Raw genomic sequence first — 18725 nt, 5'->3', positions numbered from 1 at the left:
ATCCGCTCGCGCCTCTCATCTCCCGGGACGTGCTGTTCTCGCACGGAGTCCCGACACCATGGCATGGCCGTCCACGCGCTCACCCGGCGCAGGGCGGCCCGAGAGGGAGTACGAGAAGGTGGCAGCACCGAAGAAGGGCCGGAGCGCGAGCGCCCAGAGCAGGCCGGGGCGCTCGCTGGCCCTGATCCTGATCGCCATCGCGGCGCTCACCGGGGGGATGTTCGCCTCCGGGCACACCACTCCGCGTCTCGGCATCGATCTCGCCGGCGGCACGAGCATCACGCTCACGGCGAAGAACGAGCCGGGCCAGCCCAACGCGATCAACAAGACCAACATGAACACCGCGGTCGACATCATGAACCGCCGTGTCAACGGTCTCGGTGTCTCCGAGGCCGAGGTTCAGACCCAGGGCTCCGACAACATCATTGTCAACATCCCCAAGGGAACGAACTCCAAGCAGGCCCGCGACCAGGTCGGCACCACCGCCAAGCTCTACTTCCGTCCCGTGCTGGCCACCGAGGTCTCCGGGGCCGACGCGTCGGCCAGCCCGTCGCCGAGCGCCTCCAGCAGTGCCTCCGGCAAGTCCACGGACAAGGCGACCTCGTCCTCCTCCGCCCCCGCGACGCCGTCGGCCTCCGCCACCACCCAGGGTCGCGCGGTCACCGACGCCCTGAAGGCGGGCTCCTCGCCGTCGCCGAGCGCCACCCCGAGCTCCTCGGCCTCCTCCAGTGCCGCTCCCTCGGCCAACGCCAGCGTGGACCCCGCGACCGCCAAGCTGCAGTCCGAGTACGCCGCGCTGAACTGCGCCGACAAGTCGGCCCGCGCCACGGCCGGTGTCGGCGCCAAGCCGACCGAGCCGACCGTGGCCTGTGGCAAGAACTCCTCGGGCCAGTGGCAGAAGTACGTGCTCGGCCCGGCCGAGGTGTCCGGCACGGACATCAAGAAGGCCGCCGCCGTCTTCGACACGCAGAGCGCCGCGGGCTGGAAGGTCACCATGGACTTCACGTCCGGTGGCTCCAAGAAGTTCGCCGCCATCACCGGCAAGCTCGCCCAGAACCAGTCCCCGCAGAACCAGTTCGCCATCGTCCTCGACGGCGAGGTCGTCTCCGACCCGTTCGTCAACCAGGCGCTGACCGGCGGCAACGCGGAGATCTCCGGAAGCTTCAGCCAGACCGAGGCGCAGGACCTGGCCAACATGCTGAAGTACGGCGCGCTGCCGCTCAGCTTCAAGGAGTCCAGCGTCACCACGGTGACCGCCGCGCTCGGTGGCGAGCAGCTGCACGCCGGACTGATCGCCGGCGCCATCGGCCTCGCCCTGGTCGTCCTCTACCTGGTGATCTACTACCGCGGCCTGTCGGTCATCGCCATCGCCTCCCTGGGCGTCTCCGCGATCCTCACCTACGTGCTCATGGCGCTGCTCGGCCCGGCCATCGGCTTCGCGCTGAACCTCCCGGCCGTCTGCGGTGCGATCGTCGCGATCGGTATCACGGCGGACTCGTTCATCGTCTTCTTCGAACGCATCCGGGACGAGATCCGCGAGGGCCGCTCCCTGCGGCCCGCCGTCGAGCGTGCCTGGCCGCGTGCCCGGCGCACCATCCTGGTCTCCGACTTCGTGTCGTTCCTCGCCGCCGCGGTGCTCTTCATCGTCACCGTCGGCAAGGTCCAGGGCTTCGCGTTCACCCTCGGTCTGACCACGGTGCTCGACGTCGTCGTCGTGTTCTTCTTCACCAAGCCGCTGATGACGCTCCTCGCCCGCAGGAAGTTCTACGCTGAGGGCCACCACTGGTCCGGTCTCGACCCGAAGCGACTGGGCGCCAAGCCGCCGCTGCGCCGCACCCGTCGCGCGTCCGCCCCCGTCGACACGAAGGAGGCGTGAGATGTCGAAACTCGGCACCCTCGGCGCCCGGCTCCACCGCGGCGAGATCGGTTACGACTTCGTCGGCAAGCGCAAGATCTGGTACGGCATCTCGATCCTGATCACCATCACGGCCATCCTCGGCCTGACGGTGCGAGGCCTGAACATGGGCATCGAGTTCCAGGGCGGCGCCGTCTTCACCACCGGCAAGTCCAGTGTCTCGGTGAGCCAGGCGGAGACGTACGCACAAGAGGCCTCCGGCCACGACGCGGTCGTCCAGAAGCTCGGCAACGGCGGACTGCGCATCCAGATCGCCGGTATCGACACCGACAAGTCGGACGCGATCAAGGACAAGCTCGCCACGGACCTGAAGGTCAACTCCGAGCAGATCAACGCCGACCTGGTCGGCCCCAGCTGGGGTGACCAGATCGCCAACAAGGCCTGGGAGGGCCTGGCGATCTTCATGGTCCTGGTCGTGATCTACCTGGCCATCGCCTTCGAGTGGCGCATGGCCATCGCCGCGCTGGTCGCCCTGATCCACGACATCACCATCACGGTCGGCATCTACGCCCTGGTCGGCTTCGAGGTCACCCCGGGCACGGTGATCGGTCTGCTCACGATCCTCGGTTACTCGCTCTACGACACGGTCGTCGTCTTCGACAGCCTCAAGGAGCAGACCAAGGACATCACCAAGCAGACCCGCTGGACCTACAGCGACGTCGCCGACCGCTCGATCAACAGCACCCTGGTGCGTTCCATCAACACCACGGTGGTCGCGCTGCTGCCGGTCGCCGCACTGCTGTTCATCGGTGGCGGCGTGCTCGGCGCGGGCGTCCTCAACGACATCTCGCTGTCGCTGTTCGTCGGCCTCGCGGCCGGCGCGTACTCCTCGATCTTCATCGCCACGCCGCTCGTCGCCGACCTCAAGGAGCGCGAGCCGCAGATGAAGGCCCTGCGCAAGCGGGTCCTCGCCAAGCGGGCCCAGGCGGCCGCCCAGGGCGAGTCCCCCGAGCCGCGGGCCACCGAGTCGTACGAGGACGACGACCGGGATGACGTCACCCCCGCGGTCGTCGGTCCCCGCAACCAGCCCGCGTCCCGCACCCGCGGCCGCGGCCGGCCTTCGGGAAAGCGCCGATGACCAGCATCGAAGAGCTGCTGTTCAGCCGTATCCGTGACGTGGCCGACTACCCGGAGCCGGGGGTGATGTTCAAGGACATCACCCCGCTCCTGGCCGACCCGGCCGCGTTCGGCGCGCTGACCGGCGCCCTGGCGGACATCGCCGTGCGCAACGGAGCCACCAAGATCGTCGGCCTGGAGGCCCGTGGCTTCATCCTCGGAGCGCCGGTCGCCGTCCAGGCAGGGCTCGGCTTCATCCCCGTGCGCAAGGCGGGCAAGCTCCCCGGAGCGACCCTGTCGCAGGCGTACGACCTGGAGTACGGCTCCGCCGAGATCGAGGTGCACGCCGAGGACCTGAGCGCGGCCGACCGCGTGCTGGTCGTCGACGACGTCCTCGCCACCGGCGGCACCGCCGAGGCCTCGCTCCAGCTCATCCGCCGGGCGGGCGCCGAGGTCGCGGGCGTCGCCGTGCTGATGGAGCTGGGATTCCTGGGCGGCCGCGGCCGTCTGGAGCCGGCTCTGGCCGGCGCTCCCCTGCAGGCGCTCCTCACGATCTGAGGCCCGTCCGCTCACCACCCGGGAGGACAGTCCCGGGAGAGGCACCCGAAAGGCCTGAGACACCCGTAGGACACCGTGGAGGCGGGCCCGGAGGAATCCGGCGCCCGCCTCTGGCGTTCCTTCTGTACGAGGCCGCCCCCGGCGGCCGACAGCGAGTCCGGCGCGAAGGATCGCTACCATGGGGTTTCCGGAGCCTGACCGGGGGACCCGGATCGCGCACGAGGAGCCCTCTTGCCAGACGAGGCCCAGCCACTCGCCCCCAGCGCGGAACGCCTGGGGCGAACCGCCTCCACCCAGCCCGAGCCCGCCTCGGGCCCCGCGGAGACGCCCGCACGGAACGTCGCGAGCGGGCCGGTCGAGCACGCCCAGGCCGCGCCCGACGACACGGCGGCCGAGGAGCCACGTCCCAAGCCGGCCTCGCCCGAGCGCCCCGCGAACACCCCGGCGGTCCGTCCCGCGGCAGGTCAGCCCACACGCTCCGGCGGATCCTCCAACCGCGTCCGCGCCCGGCTCGCCCGTCTCGGCGTCCAGCGCTCGAACCCGTACAACCCGGTTCTGGAGCCCCTGCTGCGGATAGTGCGCAGCAACGACCCCAAGATCGAGACGGCGACGCTCCGGCAGATCGAGAAGGCCTACCAGGTCGCCGAGCGCTGGCACCGAGGCCAGAAGCGCAAGAGCGGCGACCCGTACATCACGCACCCGCTCGCCGTCACCACCATCCTGGCCGAGCTGGGCATGGACCCGGCGACGCTCATGGCCGGTCTCCTGCACGACACCGTCGAGGACACCGAGTACGGCCTCGACACCCTGCGCCGCGACTTCGGCGACCAGGTCGGGCTGCTCGTCGACGGCGTCACCAAGCTGGACAAGGTCAAGTTCGGCGAGGCCGCCCAGGCCGAGACCGTGCGCAAGATGGTCGTCGCCATGGCGAAGGACCCCCGCGTCCTGGTCATCAAGCTCGCCGACCGCCTCCACAACATGCGCACCATGCGCTACCTCAAGCGCGAGAAGCAGGAGAAGAAGGCGCGCGAGACCCTGGAGATCTACGCGCCGCTCGCCCACCGCCTGGGCATGAACACCATCAAGTGGGAGCTGGAGGACCTCGCCTTCGCGATCCTCTACCCCAAGATGTACGACGAGATCGTGCGTCTGGTCGCCGAGCGTGCCCCCAAGCGCGACGAGTACCTCGCCATAGTGACCGACGAGGTCCAGTCCGACCTGCGCGCGGCCCGCATCAAGGCGACCGTCACCGGCCGCCCGAAGCACTACTACAGCGTCTACCAGAAGATGATCGTCCGCGGCCGTGACTTCGCGGAGATCTACGACCTGGTGGGCATCCGCGTCCTCGTGGACACCGTCCGCGACTGCTACGCGGCCCTCGGCACCGTGCACGCGCGATGGAACCCGGTCCCCGGCCGGTTCAAGGACTACATCGCGATGCCGAAGTTCAACATGTACCAGTCGCTGCACACGACGGTCATCGGCCCCAACGGCAAGCCCGTCGAGCTCCAGATCCGTACGTTCGACATGCACCGCCGCGCCGAGTACGGCATCGCCGCGCACTGGAAGTACAAGCAGGAGACCGTCGCCGGCTCTTCCAAGATCCGCACAGACGTGCCCCGGGCGGCCAAGGGCAGCGCGGGCCAGGACACCGTCAACGACATGGCGTGGCTGCGCCAGTTGCTCGACTGGCAGAAGGAGACCGAGGACCCCAGCGAGTTCCTGGAGTCCCTGCGTTTCGACCTGTCGCGCAACGAGGTCTTCGTCTTCACTCCCAAGGGCGACGTCATAGCGCTTCCGGCCGGTGCCACGCCGGTCGACTTCGCGTACGCGGTCCACACGGAGGTCGGCCACCGGACCATAGGGGCACGGGTCAACGGACGCCTGGTGCCGCTCGAATCCACCCTGGACAACGGCGACCTGGTGGAGGTCTTCACCTCCAAGGCGGCCGGCGCGGGCCCCTCCCGCGACTGGCTCGGCTTCGTGAAGTCGCCGCGCGCCCGCAACAAGATCCGCGCCTGGTTCTCCAAGGAACGCCGCGACGAGGCGATCGAGCACGGCAAGGACGCCATCGCCCGCGCGATGCGCAAGCAGAATCTGCCGATCCAGCGCATCCTCACGGGCGACTCCCTGGTCACCCTCGCGCACGAGATGCGCTACCCCGACATCTCGTCCCTGTACGCGGCGATCGGCGAGGGCCATGTCACCGCCCAGAGCGTCGTCCAGAAACTCGTCCAGGCGCTCGGCGGCGAGGAGGCGGCCACCGAGGAGATCGACGAGTCCGTACCGCCCGCGCGGGGCCGAGGCCGCAAGCGGCGCAGCAACAACGACCCCGGTGTGGTCGTCAAGGGCGTCGACGACGTGTGGGTCAAGCTCGCCCGGTGCTGTACGCCGGTGCCGGGTGACCCGATCATCGGATTCGTCACCCGTGGAAGCGGTGTATCGGTTCACCGCAGCGACTGCGTCAACGTCGACTCGCTCTCGCGTGAGCCCGAACGCATCCTCGAGGTCGAGTGGGCGCCCACCCAGTCCTCGGTCTTCCTGGTCGCCATACAGGTCGAGGCCCTGGATCGGTCCCGGCTCCTGTCGGACGTCACCCGCGTCCTGTCCGACCAGCACGTGAACATCCTGTCCGCGGCCGTCCAGACCTCCCGCGACCGTGTCGCCACCTCCCGCTTCACCTTCGAGATGGGTGATCCCAAGCACCTGGGACACGTCCTGAAGGCCGTACGGGGCGTGGAGGGCGTCTACGACGTGTACCGCGTGACATCGGCCCGCAGGCCCTCCGAGGCCTGACACCCGCCGTCCGCCCGGCCGCACGGCCGGGCACCGCACGAAGGGGCTCCCGTACGGTGCGTACGGGAGCCCCTTCGCGTGTCGTCCGGCGGATCAGCCGCCGAACTTCTGTCCGATCAGCCGCCGAATTCCTGAAGACCCTTCAGCGCCTGGTCCAGCAGCGCCTGACGGCCGTCCAGCTCCCTCTGGAGCTTGTCGGCCTTCGCGGTGTTGCCCGCGGAGCGCGCCGCCTCGATCTGCCCCTGGAGCTTGTCCACGGCGGCCTGCAGCTGACCGGTCAGACCCTCGGCACGCGCGCGTGCCTCCGGGTTCGTCCGGCGCCACTCGGTCTCCTCCGACTCCTGGAGGGCCCGCTCCACCGCGTGCATCCGGCCCTCGACCTTCGGGCGGGCGTCGCGCGGCACGTGACCGATGGCCTCCCAGCGCTCGTTGATGGAACGGAAGGCCGCACGGGCCGCCTTCAGGTCCTGCACCGGGACGAGCTTCTCGGCCTCCTCGGCCAGCTCCTCCTTGAGCTTCAGGTTCTCCGTCTGCTCCGCGTCGCGCTCGGCGAAGACCGAGCCGCGCGCCGCGAAGAACACGTCCTGGGCGCCGCGGAAGCGGTTCCACAGGTCGTCCTCGTGCTCGCGCTGGGCGCGGCCCGCGGACTTCCAGTCCGTCATCAGCTCGCGGTAACGGGCCGCCGTCGGGCCCCAGTCCGACGAGCCGGACAGCGCCTCGGCCTCGGCGACCAGCTTCTCCTTGGTCTTGCGGGCCTCCTCGCGCTGCGCGTCCAGCGAGGCGAAGTGCGCCTTGCGCCGCTTGGAGAACGCCGAGCGGGCATGCGAGAAGCGGTGCCACAGCTCGTCGTCCGACTTGCGGTCGAGTCGCGGCAGCCCCTTCCACGTGTCCACCAGCGCGCGCAGCCGCTCACCGGCCGCCCGCCACTGGTCGCTCTGCGCCAGCTCCTCGGCCTCGACGACCAGCGCCTCCTTGGCGTGCCGCGCCTCGTCGGACTGCTTGGCCCGCTGGACCTTGCGTTCCTCACGGCGCGCGTCGACCGTCTCCACGAGCTTGTCCAGCCGCACCTTCAGCGCGTCCAGATCGCCGACCGCGTGGTGGGCGACCACCTGCTCGCGGATGTGATCGATGGCCGTCTGGGCGTCCTTCGCCGACAGGTCGGTGGTCTTCACTCGCTTTTCGAGGAGGCCGATCTCGACCACCAGGCCCTCGTACTTGCGCTCGAAGTAGGCCAGCGCCTCATCGGGGGAGCCGGCCTGCCAGGAACCGACGACCTGCTCGCCGTCGGCCGTACGCACGTACACGGTCCCCGTCTCGTCGACGCGGCCCCACGGGTCGCTGCTCACAGCGCCTCCTCCACATGATGCCTGTGAGGGGCGTCACGCCCCCTGGCATCGTCCACAGTTTCGTCACGGCCAACATAGGCGACCGGCGGGGCGGCTGTCCGCATCCCGCGCGACCGAAATTCAGCAGCTGACGGTCAGGATTTCGTCACGGTCAGCTTGTTGATGACGACGGTCGCGTTGGGGGCGCCGTCGCCCTGGCCCGTGCTCTCGCCGGCGGCCGCGATCTTCTTCAGGACCGTCATGCCGGACTTGGAAATAGTTCCGAACGGTGTGTAACTGGGCGGAAGCTGACTGTCCTGGTAGACCAGGAAGTACTGGCTGCCGCCGGTGTGCTTCTGGCCGGTGTTGGCCATGGCGATCGTGCCCGCCGGGTACACGCCGCCCTTGAGCGTCTTGTCCTTGAGGTTCTCGTCCGGGATCGTGTAGCCGGGACCGCCGGAGCCCTGGGCCGTCGGGTCACCGCACTGCAGCACGTAGATGCCGTTGGTGGTGAGCCGGTGGCACTTGGTGTGGTCGAAGTAACCCTTGCCGGCGAGGAAGTCGAACGAGTTCACCGTGTGCGGGGCGGCGGACGCGTTGAGAGCGATGTCGATGTCACCGCACGTCGTCGCCATCTTCATGGTGTAGGCCGCCGACGTGTCGATGGTGACCGCCGGCTCCTTCTTCCAGGTGAGCGGCTTCACCGCGCCCGCGGCGGGCTTCTCGCACGGGTCGGGCGCCTTGCTCGGCGTGGCGCTCGGTGTCACCTCGGCGCCCGCATTGGCCTTCTTGTCGTCGCTCTTGAAGGCCCCGGTCAAGTACGACGCCGCACCGCCCGCGACGACCACGCCGACGACCGCCGCGATCACCGCGTTGCGTGTATGGGTCCTGCGTCGCGCCGATGTGCGGCGCTGCTGCTGTCGCAAGAACTTCTCCCGGGCGAGCTGACGCCGCCGCTGTTCCTGGCTGACCACCGGGTTTCTCCTCGTGCGTCTCGTACGTCGTGTGGGACGCGTGCGTCTCGTGAGCCGACCGCCTGCGTGTGCCCCGTACCGTATATGGGTTCGCTGAGGAATCGGCAGCGCCGGTAGGCTCTGATCCACAGCCACCCGCCCCGTACGACACCAGCGCGTACGCCACCACGAAGGACGATCGTGCTCATTGCCGGGTTCCCCGCCGGGGCCTGGGGGACCAACTGTTACCTGGTCGCCCCCGCCGCGGGTGAGGAGTGCGTGATCATCGACCCGGGCCATCAGGCCGCCCAGGGAGTCGAGGACGCGCTCAAGAAGCATCGGCTCAAGCCCGTCGCGGTCATCCTCACCCATGGCCACATCGACCATGTCGCCTCGGTCGTCCCGGTGTGCGGAGCGCACGACGTGCCGGCCTGGATCCACCCCGAGGACCGGTACATGATGAGCGACCCCGAGCGGGCGCTCGGCCGATCGATCGGAATGCCGCTGATGGGCGAGCTGACAGTGGGGGAGCCCGACGACGTGCGGACGCTGACCGACGGCGCCGAGCTGAAGCTGGCGGGCCTCGACCTCTCCGTCGCGCACGCGCCGGGCCATACGAAGGGGTCGGTGACGTTCCGGATGCCCGAGAGCGCGGAGATCCCGTCCGTGTTCTTCTCCGGGGATCTGCTCTTCGCCGGCTCCATCGGACGCACCGACCTGCCCGGCGGCGACATGGACGACATGCTCGACTCGCTGGGCCGTGTGTGCCTGCCGCTCGACGACTCGACCGTGGTGCTGTCCGGCCACGGCGCCCAGACGACCATCGGCCAGGAGCGCGCCACCAACCCGTATCTGCGGCAGGTGGCGGCGAGCCGCCAAGAACGCGGGGCGGACCCGACCTCCGCTCCTCGACGAGGAATGTGACGAGACTTCCGTGAGTACCTTCCAGGCCCCCAAGGGCACGTACGACCTGATTCCGCCGGACAGCGCCAAGTACCTCGCGGTCCGCGAGGCCATCGCCGCGCCGCTGCGCAACTCCGGCTACGGCTACATCGAGACGCCCGGCTTCGAGAACGTCGAACTGTTCGCGCGCGGTGTCGGTGAGTCCACCGACATCGTGACCAAGGAGATGTACGCCTTCGAGACCAAGGGCGGCGACAGGCTGGCCCTGCGTCCCGAGGGCACCGCCTCCGTGCTGCGGGCTGCCCTGGAGGCCAACCTGCACAAGGCGGGCAACCTCCCCGTCAAGCTCTGGTACTCGGGGTCGTACTACCGCTACGAGCGTCCCCAGAAGGGGCGTTACCGCCACTTCTCCCAGGTGGGCGCCGAGGCGATCGGAGCCGAGGACCCGGCGCTCGACGCCGAGCTGATCATCCTGGCGGACCAGGCGTACCGGTCGCTGGGCCTGCGGAACTTCCGCATCCTGCTGAACAGCCTGGGCGACAAGGAGTGCCGCCCCGTCTACCGGGCCGCGCTGCAGGACTTCCTGCGCGGCCTGGACCTCGACGAGGACACGCTGCGCCGTGCGGAGATCAACCCGCTGCGCGTGCTCGACGACAAGCGCGAGGACGTCCAGAAGCAGCTGGGCGGGGCGCCGTTGCTGCGCGACTACCTCTGTGACGCCTGCAAGGCGTACCACGAGGAGGTGCGCGACCTGATCACGGCCGCGGGTGTCTCCTTCGAGGACGACCCGAAGCTGGTGCGCGGCCTCGACTACTACACCCGCACCACCTTCGAGTTCGTGCACGACGGTCTGGGCTCGCAGTCCGCGGTCGGCGGCGGTGGCCGTTACGACGGGCTGTCCGAGATGATCGGCGGCCCCGAACTGCCGTCCGTCGGCTGGGCGCTGGGCGTCGACCGTACGGTGCTGGCGCTGGAGGCGGAGGGCGTGGAGCTCGAACTCCCCGCGGCCACCAGCGTGTTCGCGGTGCCGCTCGGGGAGGAGGCCCGGCGAGTGCTCTTCGGTGTGGTCACCGAGCTGCGCAAGGCCGGTGTCGCCGCCGACTTCTCGTACGGCGGGAAGGGGCTCAAGGGCGCGATGAAGAACGCGAATCGCAGCGGGGCCCGCTTCACGATCGTCGCCGGTGAGCGTGATCTCGCCGAGGGCGTCGTGCAGTTGAAGGACATGGAGTCCGGGGAGCAGACGGCGGTCGCCGTCACCGAGATCGCGGCCGAGCTGCGGTCGCGCCTGAGCTGAGCAGCTCTCGTCCCGGCCGGGGTCCAGTCCCCGGGACCGCCCGCCCGAACGCTTGAGGGGCTGACATCCGTCAGCCCCTCAAGCGTCGGCGGAGCCGCGGGGCACGGGGCCGGAGCCCCACTCCGGCAACCCGAAGGACATCGCGCACATCACCGCGGCCGTCCGGTCCTCCACCCCCGACTTCCCGAAGCCCCGCAGCGGATGGGACGCCGGAGCGGTGAGGGGCGGGGAGCGCGGGCGGAGTTGTCATCCGTCGCGACGGCTCTTCCAGCGGAAAGTCAGCAGACACAGCAGCAGTCCTCCGACGCACCACGCCCCGAGCACCAGGGCGATCCGTCCGAACTCCCAGTCGCCCGCCTGCTCCAGAACCTTGGCGGAATCGGGCAGGAACACCCCGCGCAGCCCCTGGCACATCCACTTGAGGGGGAACAGCGCGCCGATGTTCAGCATCCAGTCCGGGATGGTGTCGACGGAGATGTAGACGCCGGAGATGAACTGGAGCACCAGGAAGGGCAGGACGACCACCGATGTGGCGCTCCTGCCCGACTTCGGGACCGAGCTGATCGCGATGCCGAGCAGGGCGCAGGCCGTGAGACCCAGGACGAAGATCCAGCCGAAGTCCGCCCACTTGCCGAGGTCCGAGGGCAGGTCGACGTCGTACAGCGTGGTGCCGACGAGGAGCAGGATCGCCGTCTCCAGGGCGCCGGTCACGAGTACCAGCCATATCTTGCCGAAGAAGTACGCGGCCGGCGGCATCGGTGTGCCGCGCAGTCGGCGCAGCACCTTCTCGTCCCGTTCGATCGCGATCGAGATGCCGAGGGACTGGAAGCTGGTCGACATGATGCCCGCGGCCATCATCGCCGGGACGTACAGCTGGGAGGCGGTGATGCCCGCGCCCTTCACGTCGTTGCTGAAGATCGAGGCGAACAGGAACAGGAAGACGACCGGGAAGGCGAAGGTGAACACCACCTGGTCGCGCTGGCGGAAGAACTGCCTGATCTCCAGAGCCCCGCGCCGCAGTCCCAGCCCCCAGGCACCGGGCAGCCGGCCGTTTGCGGTCTTCGTCCGCAGGCGTACGTCGGTCGTGGTCATCGCGCGTCCTCCAGGCCGGTCAGTCGCAGATAGACGTCCTCCAAAGTGGGGCGGCTCACCCGGAGTCCCGGGATCTCCCCGTCGAAGCGGTGCGTGAGCTCGGCGACCGTCCTGGTGGGGGTCTCCGTGCGCTCGCTGCGCGGGCTGCCGTCGGCCTCCGTCCACTCGACCGTGGCCTCGGTGCCGAAGCGCTCGCGCAGCGCGGCCGGTTCGCCCTCGGCGACGACCCGGCCCCGCGCGATGACCGCCAGCCGGTTCGCGAGGGCTTCCGCCTCCTCCAGGTAGTGCGTGGTCAGGAGGATGGTGGTGCCCTCGTCGGCCAGCTTGCGGATCAGCTCCCAGAACTGCCGTCGCGCCGCCGGATCGAAGCCCGTGGTCGGCTCGTCCAGGAGCAGCAGTTCGGGACCGCCGATCACGCCGAGGGCCACGTCGAGGCGCCGGCGCTGACCGCCCGACAGCGACTTGATCCTGCTGCCCGCCTTCTCCTCCAGACCGACCAGGCCGATGACTTCCTCAGGGTCACGAGGATTCGGGTAATAACGGGAGAAATGCCGCACAGTCTCGCCCACCGTCAACTCGGCGGGCGCGGATTCGTCCTGCCAGACGATTCCGACGCGCGAGCGCCACGCGCGCGTGCCCGTCGCCGGGTCCGAGCCGAGCACCGAGACCTCGCCCGCGTCCCGCCGGCGATTGCCCTGAAGGATCTCCACGGTGGTGCTCTTGCCCGCGCCGTTCGGTCCGAGCAGCCCGAAGACCTCGCCCTGCCGGATGTCGAGATCGATGCCGTCGACGGCGGTCACGTCCCCGTACTGCTTGCGCAGCCCCCGTACGTCCACCGCGAGTTGGTCCGCGTGTGTTGTCATGCCGACGAGCATCCCCCGAACCGAACACTCCGGGGCGGCCGTGCGTACCTTCTTATGCCCACCGAACGGTGGACAGGCGGGCGCGTGCGGCACAATGAGCCTGCCCGCAGGCCCCTTCGAAGCTACGGAAACGGCGTGATGAGCAAGACGACAGTCAACGACGTCCCGACCGACCAGGAACGCCCCGCCGCTCCCCGGACGGTCGGCGGCAGCCGTGCCCTCGCCCTGCTGCTGGTGATCACGGGCGCCGCCGGTCTGCTCGCCGCGTGGGTCATCACGATCGACAAGTTCAAGCTACTGGAGAACCCGAACTTCGTGCCCGGGTGCAGCCTGAACCCGGTCGTCTCCTGCGGCAACATCATGAAGAGCGCCCAGGCCTCGGCCTTCGGCTTCCCGAACCCCATGATGGGGCTCGTCGCCTACGGCATCGTGATCTGCGTCGGCGTGAGCCTGCTCGCGCGGGCCACCTTCCCGCGCTGGTACTGGCTGACGTTCAACGTCGGCACGCTCTTCGGGGTCGCGTTCTGCACCTGGCTCCAGTTCCAGTCGCTGTACCGGATCAACTCGCTCTGCCTGTGGTGCAGCCTGGCCTGGGTCGCCACGATCACCATGTTCTGGTACGTGACCTCCTTCAACGTCCGCAACGGCTTCCTGCCCGCCCCGCGCTGGATCAAGAGCTTCTTCGGCGAGTTCACCTGGGTCCTGCCGACGCTGCACATCGGCATCATCGGCATGCTGATCCTGACCCGCTGGTGGGACTTCTGGACCAGCTGACGGGCCTGCGGGGGATCGTCGGACCAGCTGACCGACGGCCCTGCGGGGATTGTCAGTGGGGTGACATAGGGTTTTGGACGTGGAGCCCGACCTGTTCACCGCCGCGGCAGAAGAACGCCAGGAGAAGGACCCGTCCAGCAGTCCCCTGGCGGTGCGGATGCGCCCGCGCACCCTCGACGAGGTCGTGGGGCAGCAGCATCTGCTGAAGCCGGGCTCGCCCCTGCGCAGACTCGTCGCCGAGGGCAGCGGTGGCCCGGCCGGACCGTCCTCGGTGATCCTCTGGGGCCCGCCGGGCACCGGCAAGACGACCCTCGCGTACGTCGTCTCCAAGGCCACCGACAAGCGCTTCGTGGAGCTCTCCGCGATCACCGCGGGCGTCAAGGAAGTGCGCGCGGTCATCGACGGCGCCCGCCGCGCCACCGGCGGCTTCGGCAAGGAGACCGTCCTCTTCCTGGACGAGATCCACCGCTTCAGCAAGGCCCAGCAGGACTCCCTGCTCCCGGCCGTGGAGAACCGCTGGGTGACGCTGATCGCCGCGACCACCGAGAACCCGTACTTCTCGGTGATCTCGCCGCTCCTCTCGCGCTCCCTCCTCCTCACCCTCGAACCGCTCACCGACGACGACCTGCGCGCCCTGCTGCGCCGGGCACTCGCCGCGGAGCGCGGTCTCAAGGAAGCCGTCACCCTGCCCGGGGACGCCGAGGAGCACCTGCTGCGGATCGCAGGCGGTGACGCCCGCCGTGCCCTGACCGCCCTGGAGGCCGCGGCCGGCGCGGCCCTCGACAAGGGCGAGCCGGAGCTCACCCTCCAGACGCTGGAGGAGACGGTCGACCGCGCCGCCGTGAAGTACGACCGCGACGGCGACCAGCACTACGACGTGGCGAGCGCGCTCATCAAGTCCATCCGCGGCTCCGACGTGGACGCCGCCCTGCACTACCTGGCCCGGATGATCGAGGCGGGCGAGGACCCCCGCTTCATCGCCCGCCGTCTGATGATCTCCGCCAGCGAGGACATCGGCCTCGCCGACCCGAACGCGCTGCCCATAGCCGTCGCCGCCGCCCAGGCCGTCGCGATGATCGGCTTCCCCGAGGCCGCGCTCACCCTCAGCCACGCCACGATCGCCCTCGCCCTGGCCCCGAAGTCCAACGCCGCGACCATGGCCATCGGCGCCGCCATGGAGGACGTGCGCAAGGGCCACGCGGGTCCGGTGCCGACGCATCTGCGCGACGGGCACTACAAGGGCGCGGCCAAGCTCGGGCACGCCCAGGGCTACGTGTATCCGCACGACCTGCCCCAAGGCATCGCCGCCCAGCAGTACGCGCCCGAGGAGCTCACGGACCGGGAGTACTACACCCCGACCCGGCACGGTGCCGAGGCGCGATACGCGGACGCGGTGGAGTGGACCAGGAAACACCTCGGTAGAGGGCGGTCCTGAGCACCCTGTAGCATGGCTCGAAGCGCTGCGTCCCGTGTCCGGCTCCGGTCGGCACCACCAGAACGGGACATCCAGCCGGAGCCCCTGCCTCCACGGGGGGATTCCAGGAGCGTCGCGCACCGTCGAAGGTGTCGCGGGCAGCCCACCACCACCCGGTTTTCCGGGAGAGGTCGGTGGGCCACTCGCGTGCTGCACGTATGTGCCCAGACCCAGGAGCGGCTGCCCGCCCCGTCCATGTGGACTTCCACAGCGGCGAGGAGGGTTTCCCGGGCTGCGGATTGCGACCTCCCTAACCCTGGTGAAGCCGTATTCGCATCTAAAACATGAGGTGTTTGGTTCATGGCGAACCAGTCCCGCCCCAAGGTCAAGAAGTCGCGTGCGCTCGGCATCGCGCTGACCCCGAAGGCTGTCAAGTACTTCGAGGCCCGCCCCTACCCGCCGGGTGAGCACGGCCGTGGCCGCAAGCAGAACTCGGACTACAAGGTCCGTCTGCTCGAGAAGCAGCGTCTGCGCGCGCAGTACGACGTGTCCGAGCGCCAGCTCGTCCGCGCCTACGAGCGTGCCTCCAAGGTCCAGGGCAAGACCGGTGAGGCCCTGATCATCGAGCTGGAGCGTCGTCTCGACGCGCTGGTCCTTCGTTCGGGCATCGCCCGCACGATCTACCAGGCCCGCCAGATGGTCGTTCACGGCCACATCGAGGTCAACGGCCAGAAGGTCGACAAGCCCTCGTTCCGCGTCCGTCCCGACGACGTCGTGATGGTCCGCGAGCGCAGCCGCAGCAAGACGCTGTTCGAGGTTTCCCGCGCGGGCGGCTTCGCCCCCGACGGTGAGACCCCGCGCTACCTCCAGGTGAACCTCCCGGCCCTGGCGTTCCGCCTGGACCGTGAGCCGAACCGCAAGGAGATCCCGGTGATCTGCGACGAGCAGCTCGTCGTCGAGTACTACGCCCGCTGATCTTCTTACAGCGGACGCGGTACCACCTGCGCGTCAGTGTCAGCCCGTCGTCTCCCCGCCCTTCGAGGTGGGCGAGACGGCGGGCTTTCGCATGTCCGGCGGCAGCCTGCGCGGCGACGGCACGGCCCCGAGCGGCGGAGCCCCGGCCCCTTTGAGCGCACGGGCGACCGCCGCCTCCTGCCCGAGCAGCTCTCCCGCCCGTACGCACTCCTCGTACCGCTCGTCGCCCAGCCGCTGCCGGGAATGGGCCGCGCAGCGCTCGTGCGGCGCGTTGTAGTACGCCGAACCGAACAGCGGCAGGCCCACGGACGGCCACATCCGCGATGCCGCCCCCTGGAGCAGCGCGGCCTCGGCCGGATCGCCCTCCACCGCCGTGACCAGGGCGAGCAGCTCGACCGTGAGGACCGCGCCGAGCAGATCGTGGAAGCTGTGCGCGATGCCGAGGCCCTGCTCCAGGAGATCCCGGGCCCGTGCCTGATCGCCCTCGACCTGGGCCTGGTAGGCCAGGACGTACAGCGCGTACGCCAGCGCCCAGCGTTCCCCGTGGTCCTCGCAGACCCTGCGGACGTCCTCGCACAGCTTCACCGCACCCGGCAGATCGCCCTGGAAGGCGAGCGCCATCGCCAGCTCGACCTGGCCCATCAGCACATTGCTGTTCAGCTCGCCGATCTCGTGATAGCGGTCCAGCGCCGAGCGCAGCAGGGCTTCGGCGCGTGCCATGTCGTCCGAGACCAGGGCCAGACAGCCGGTGCGATGTTCGGCGTACGCGAGCGCGACGGCGTTCTCGGAACGCTCCGCCTCCTCGCGGCACTCCTGGAGCGCGGACAGCGCCGGCACCGAGTCCCCCTGGAGGACCGCCACATAGCCGAGCACCCACAGGGCCTTCAGCCGCGACTGGTCACGGTCGCCGTCGAGCTCGACACTGCGCTCCAGCCAGTGCCGGCCCTCGGAGAGCCGGCCGCAGCCGACCCAGTAGAACCACAGGGTGCCCGCCAGATACTGGCCAAGATGCGCCTCGTCCGGTTCGGTGAGCGAGTACTCCAGCGCGCTGCGCAGATTCGGCAGTTCCGTATCGACGCGTGCCGCCACCTCGCCCTGCCGCGGCGAGAACCAGTCGAGCTCGCACCAGGTGGCCAGGCCCATGTACCAGTCGCGGTGCCGGCGCCGCAGCCGCTCCGCGTCGCCCGTCGCCTCCAGCCAGTCCGCGCCGTAGGCCCGCACCGTGTCCAGCATGCGGTAGCGCACACCCGCCGCCGTCTCCTCGCGCGAGAGCACCGACTGCGCGAGCAGTGCGCCGAGCACGTCCAGGACGTCGTCGGCGTGCAGTCCGTCCCCGCCGCACACGTACTCGGCGGCCTCCAGGTCGAACCGCCCGGCGAACACCGACAGCCGTGACCACAGCAGCCGTTCCCCCGGCGTGCACAGCTCATGGCTCCAGCCGATCGCCGTCCGCAGCGTCTGGTGCCGCGGCGGCGCGTCGCGCCCTCCGCCGGTCAGCAGCCGGAACCGGTCCTCCAGACGGGCGAGGAGCTGCGCGGGCGAGAGGGCGCTGAGGCGGCCCGCCGCCAGCTCCAGCGCCAGCGGGATTCCGTCCAGGCGTCGGCACAACTCCTCGACGGCGGACCGGTTCCCCTCGCCCAGGGCGAAGCCGGGCACCCGGGCCGCCGCCCGGTCCGCGAACAGCTCCACCGCCTCCGTCGCGGTCAGCGGAGCCAGCGGGAACACCCGCTCGCCCCCGACCTCCAGCGGCCTGCGGCCCACGGCCAGCACCCGCAGTCCGGACGCCCGCCGCAGCAACTCGCCCACCAGCGCGGCGCTCACGTCCACCAGGTGCTCGAAGCCGTCCAGGACCAGGAGGATCCGACGTCCGGCGAAGTGGTCGAGCAGCACCTGCCGCGTCGGCTTGGCCGTGTGGTCCGTCAGACCGAGGGCCTCGGCCACCGCGTACTCCACGAGGTCCGGGTCGTGCACCGTGGACAGGTCCACGCGCCACACCCCGTCGCGTACGTCCGTCCGTGCCGCCGCGTGGGCGGCGAACCGGGTCTTGCCGACCCCTCCCATGCCGGTCACGGTGACCAGACGGACCGTCTCCAGTGCCGCGGCCAGCCGTGCGAGTTCGGCGGTGCGCCCCACGAACGCGTCGAGTTCCAGGGGCAGATTGCCGGGTGTCGCAGGACCGGAGCGCCGGGCGCGGTGAGAACGCTGCATGAGATACGGAGCGTACTGACCCCTTAGCACTCCGTACAATCGCTTCGGGCAACTCCACACCGCGGAGCCGTTAAATGCGGTACGGAGCCCCGGCCCCGGCGCGATAGGCTCGGGTGACGACTTTTCGATGTTCAGGCACACAGTCAGGGAGCGGGTGCACAGTGTCCGGTGGTGAGGTGGCCGGGATTCTGGTGGCCGTCTTCTGGGCGATCCTGGTCTCCTTCCTCGCCGTCGCGCTGGTGAGGCTGGCCCAGACGCTCAGGGCGACCACCAAGCTCGTGGCGGACGTGACCGACCAGGCCGTCCCGCTCCTGGCGGACGCCTCCGCGGCGGTGCGCTCCGCGCAGACGCAGATCGACCGGGTCGACGCCATCGCGTCGGACGTCCAGGAGGTCACGTCGAACGCGTCGGCGCTGTCGACGACCGTCGCCTCCACGTTCGGCGGCCCGTTGGTCAAGGTCGCGGCGTTCGGCTACGGCGTGCGCCGGGCCATCGGAGGCCGTCGAGAGAATGTGCCCGACAAAGCGTCCCGGCGTACCGTGATCGTGGGCCGCACCGTCCCGTCCGCGCGGCGGGGAAAGCGGAAGAAGGACTGACGC

15 protein-coding genes are annotated in these 18725 nt (G+C 69.8%); 10 read left to right on the top strand and 5 right to left on the bottom strand.

Going from position 1 to position 18725, the window contains the following annotated elements; all coding sequences use genetic code 11:
• Positions 1-118 precede the first annotated feature (118 nt).
• The 4 genes from secD to ACZ4N5_RS09005 all read left to right on the top strand — a co-directional run bounded on the left by secD (position 119) and on the right by ACZ4N5_RS09005 (position 6325).
• Positions 119-1876, top strand: a complete 1758-nt coding sequence (secD, locus tag ACZ4N5_RS09020) for a protein translocase subunit SecD (protein WP_467756447.1) — start codon at positions 119-121, stop codon at positions 1874-1876.
• Between the two features lies 1 nt (position 1877).
• Positions 1878-2993 carry a protein translocase subunit SecF gene (secF, locus tag ACZ4N5_RS09015; RefSeq protein ID WP_467756446.1) on the top strand — a complete coding sequence of 372 codons (1116 nt, stop codon included), beginning with the start codon at positions 1878-1880 and terminating at the stop codon, positions 2991-2993.
• Positions 2990-3529 (top strand): adenine phosphoribosyltransferase, encoded by a 540-nt coding sequence (locus tag ACZ4N5_RS09010; RefSeq protein WP_467756445.1) that lies wholly within the window; start codon positions 2990-2992, stop codon positions 3527-3529. Before secF ends, ACZ4N5_RS09010 begins: the two co-directional genes overlap by 4 nt.
• A 231-nt stretch (positions 3530-3760) precedes the next feature.
• On the top strand, positions 3761-6325 hold the full coding sequence (locus ACZ4N5_RS09005; protein WP_467756444.1) for a RelA/SpoT family protein: 2565 nt from the start codon (positions 3761-3763) through the stop codon (positions 6323-6325).
• Between the two features lie 116 nt (positions 6326-6441).
• Here ACZ4N5_RS09005 and ACZ4N5_RS09000 read toward each other — a convergent pair whose 3' ends face one another.
• Positions 6442-7671, bottom strand: a complete 1230-nt coding sequence (locus tag ACZ4N5_RS09000; RefSeq protein ID WP_467756443.1) for a DUF349 domain-containing protein — start codon at positions 7669-7671, stop codon at positions 6442-6444.
• A gap of 134 nt (positions 7672-7805) precedes the next feature.
• Complete coding sequence (locus ACZ4N5_RS08995; RefSeq protein ID WP_467756442.1) at positions 7806-8624, bottom strand: peptidylprolyl isomerase; 819 nt, start codon at positions 8622-8624, stop codon at positions 7806-7808.
• A 180-nt stretch (positions 8625-8804) separates the two neighbouring features.
• Here ACZ4N5_RS08995 and ACZ4N5_RS08990 point away from each other — a divergent pair, with 180 nt between their 5' ends.
• Together ACZ4N5_RS08990 and hisS are read left to right on the top strand one after the other, a co-directional pair.
• Entirely contained in the window at positions 8805-9527 is a 723-nt protein-coding gene (locus tag ACZ4N5_RS08990; protein ID WP_467756441.1) for an MBL fold metallo-hydrolase, read from the top strand.
• A gap of 10 nt (positions 9528-9537) precedes the next feature.
• A complete protein-coding gene (gene hisS / locus ACZ4N5_RS08985; RefSeq protein WP_467756440.1) occupies positions 9538-10800 on the top strand; it encodes a histidine--tRNA ligase in 1263 nt (420 codons plus the stop codon).
• 246 nt (positions 10801-11046) lie between these two features.
• Here the strand turns inward: hisS and ACZ4N5_RS08980 are convergent, their stop codons facing one another.
• Entirely contained in the window at positions 11047-11892 is an 846-nt protein-coding gene (locus tag ACZ4N5_RS08980) for an ABC transporter permease (protein ID WP_467756439.1), read from the bottom strand.
• Complete coding sequence (locus ACZ4N5_RS08975; RefSeq protein WP_467756438.1) at positions 11889-12755, bottom strand: ABC transporter ATP-binding protein; 867 nt, start codon at positions 12753-12755, stop codon at positions 11889-11891. Before ACZ4N5_RS08975 ends, ACZ4N5_RS08980 begins: the two co-directional genes overlap by 4 nt.
• Before the next feature lie 138 nt (positions 12756-12893).
• On the opposite strand from ACZ4N5_RS08975, the gene ACZ4N5_RS08970 reads away from it, so the two are divergent.
• From ACZ4N5_RS08970 to rpsD, 3 genes are all read left to right on the top strand, one after another.
• Positions 12894-13529 carry a vitamin K epoxide reductase family protein gene (locus ACZ4N5_RS08970; protein WP_467756437.1) on the top strand — a complete coding sequence of 212 codons (636 nt, stop codon included), beginning with the start codon at positions 12894-12896 and terminating at the stop codon, positions 13527-13529.
• Between the two features lie 79 nt (positions 13530-13608).
• Positions 13609-14964 carry a replication-associated recombination protein A gene (locus ACZ4N5_RS08965; RefSeq protein ID WP_467756436.1) on the top strand — a complete coding sequence of 452 codons (1356 nt, stop codon included), beginning with the start codon at positions 13609-13611 and terminating at the stop codon, positions 14962-14964.
• A gap of 339 nt (positions 14965-15303) precedes the next feature.
• On the top strand, positions 15304-15918 hold the full coding sequence (rpsD, locus tag ACZ4N5_RS08960) for a 30S ribosomal protein S4 (protein ID WP_054233962.1): 615 nt from the start codon (positions 15304-15306) through the stop codon (positions 15916-15918).
• Positions 15919-15957: 39 nt separating this feature from the next.
• Here the strand turns inward: rpsD and ACZ4N5_RS08955 are convergent, their stop codons facing one another.
• On the bottom strand, positions 15958-18126 hold the full coding sequence (locus ACZ4N5_RS08955; RefSeq protein ID WP_467756435.1) for an ATP-binding protein: 2169 nt from the start codon (positions 18124-18126) through the stop codon (positions 15958-15960).
• A gap of 161 nt (positions 18127-18287) precedes the next feature.
• On the opposite strand from ACZ4N5_RS08955, the gene ACZ4N5_RS08950 reads away from it, so the two are divergent.
• Positions 18288-18722, top strand: a complete 435-nt coding sequence (locus ACZ4N5_RS08950) for a DUF948 domain-containing protein (protein WP_261702773.1) — start codon at positions 18288-18290, stop codon at positions 18720-18722.
• Positions 18723-18725 lie beyond the last annotated feature (3 nt).

The sequence above is a fragment of the Streptomyces sp. NPDC026500 genome, assembly GCF_055567635.1.
Note: the sequence above shows the minus strand (reverse complement) of the source record. Positions and strands in the feature narration are given on the sequence as shown.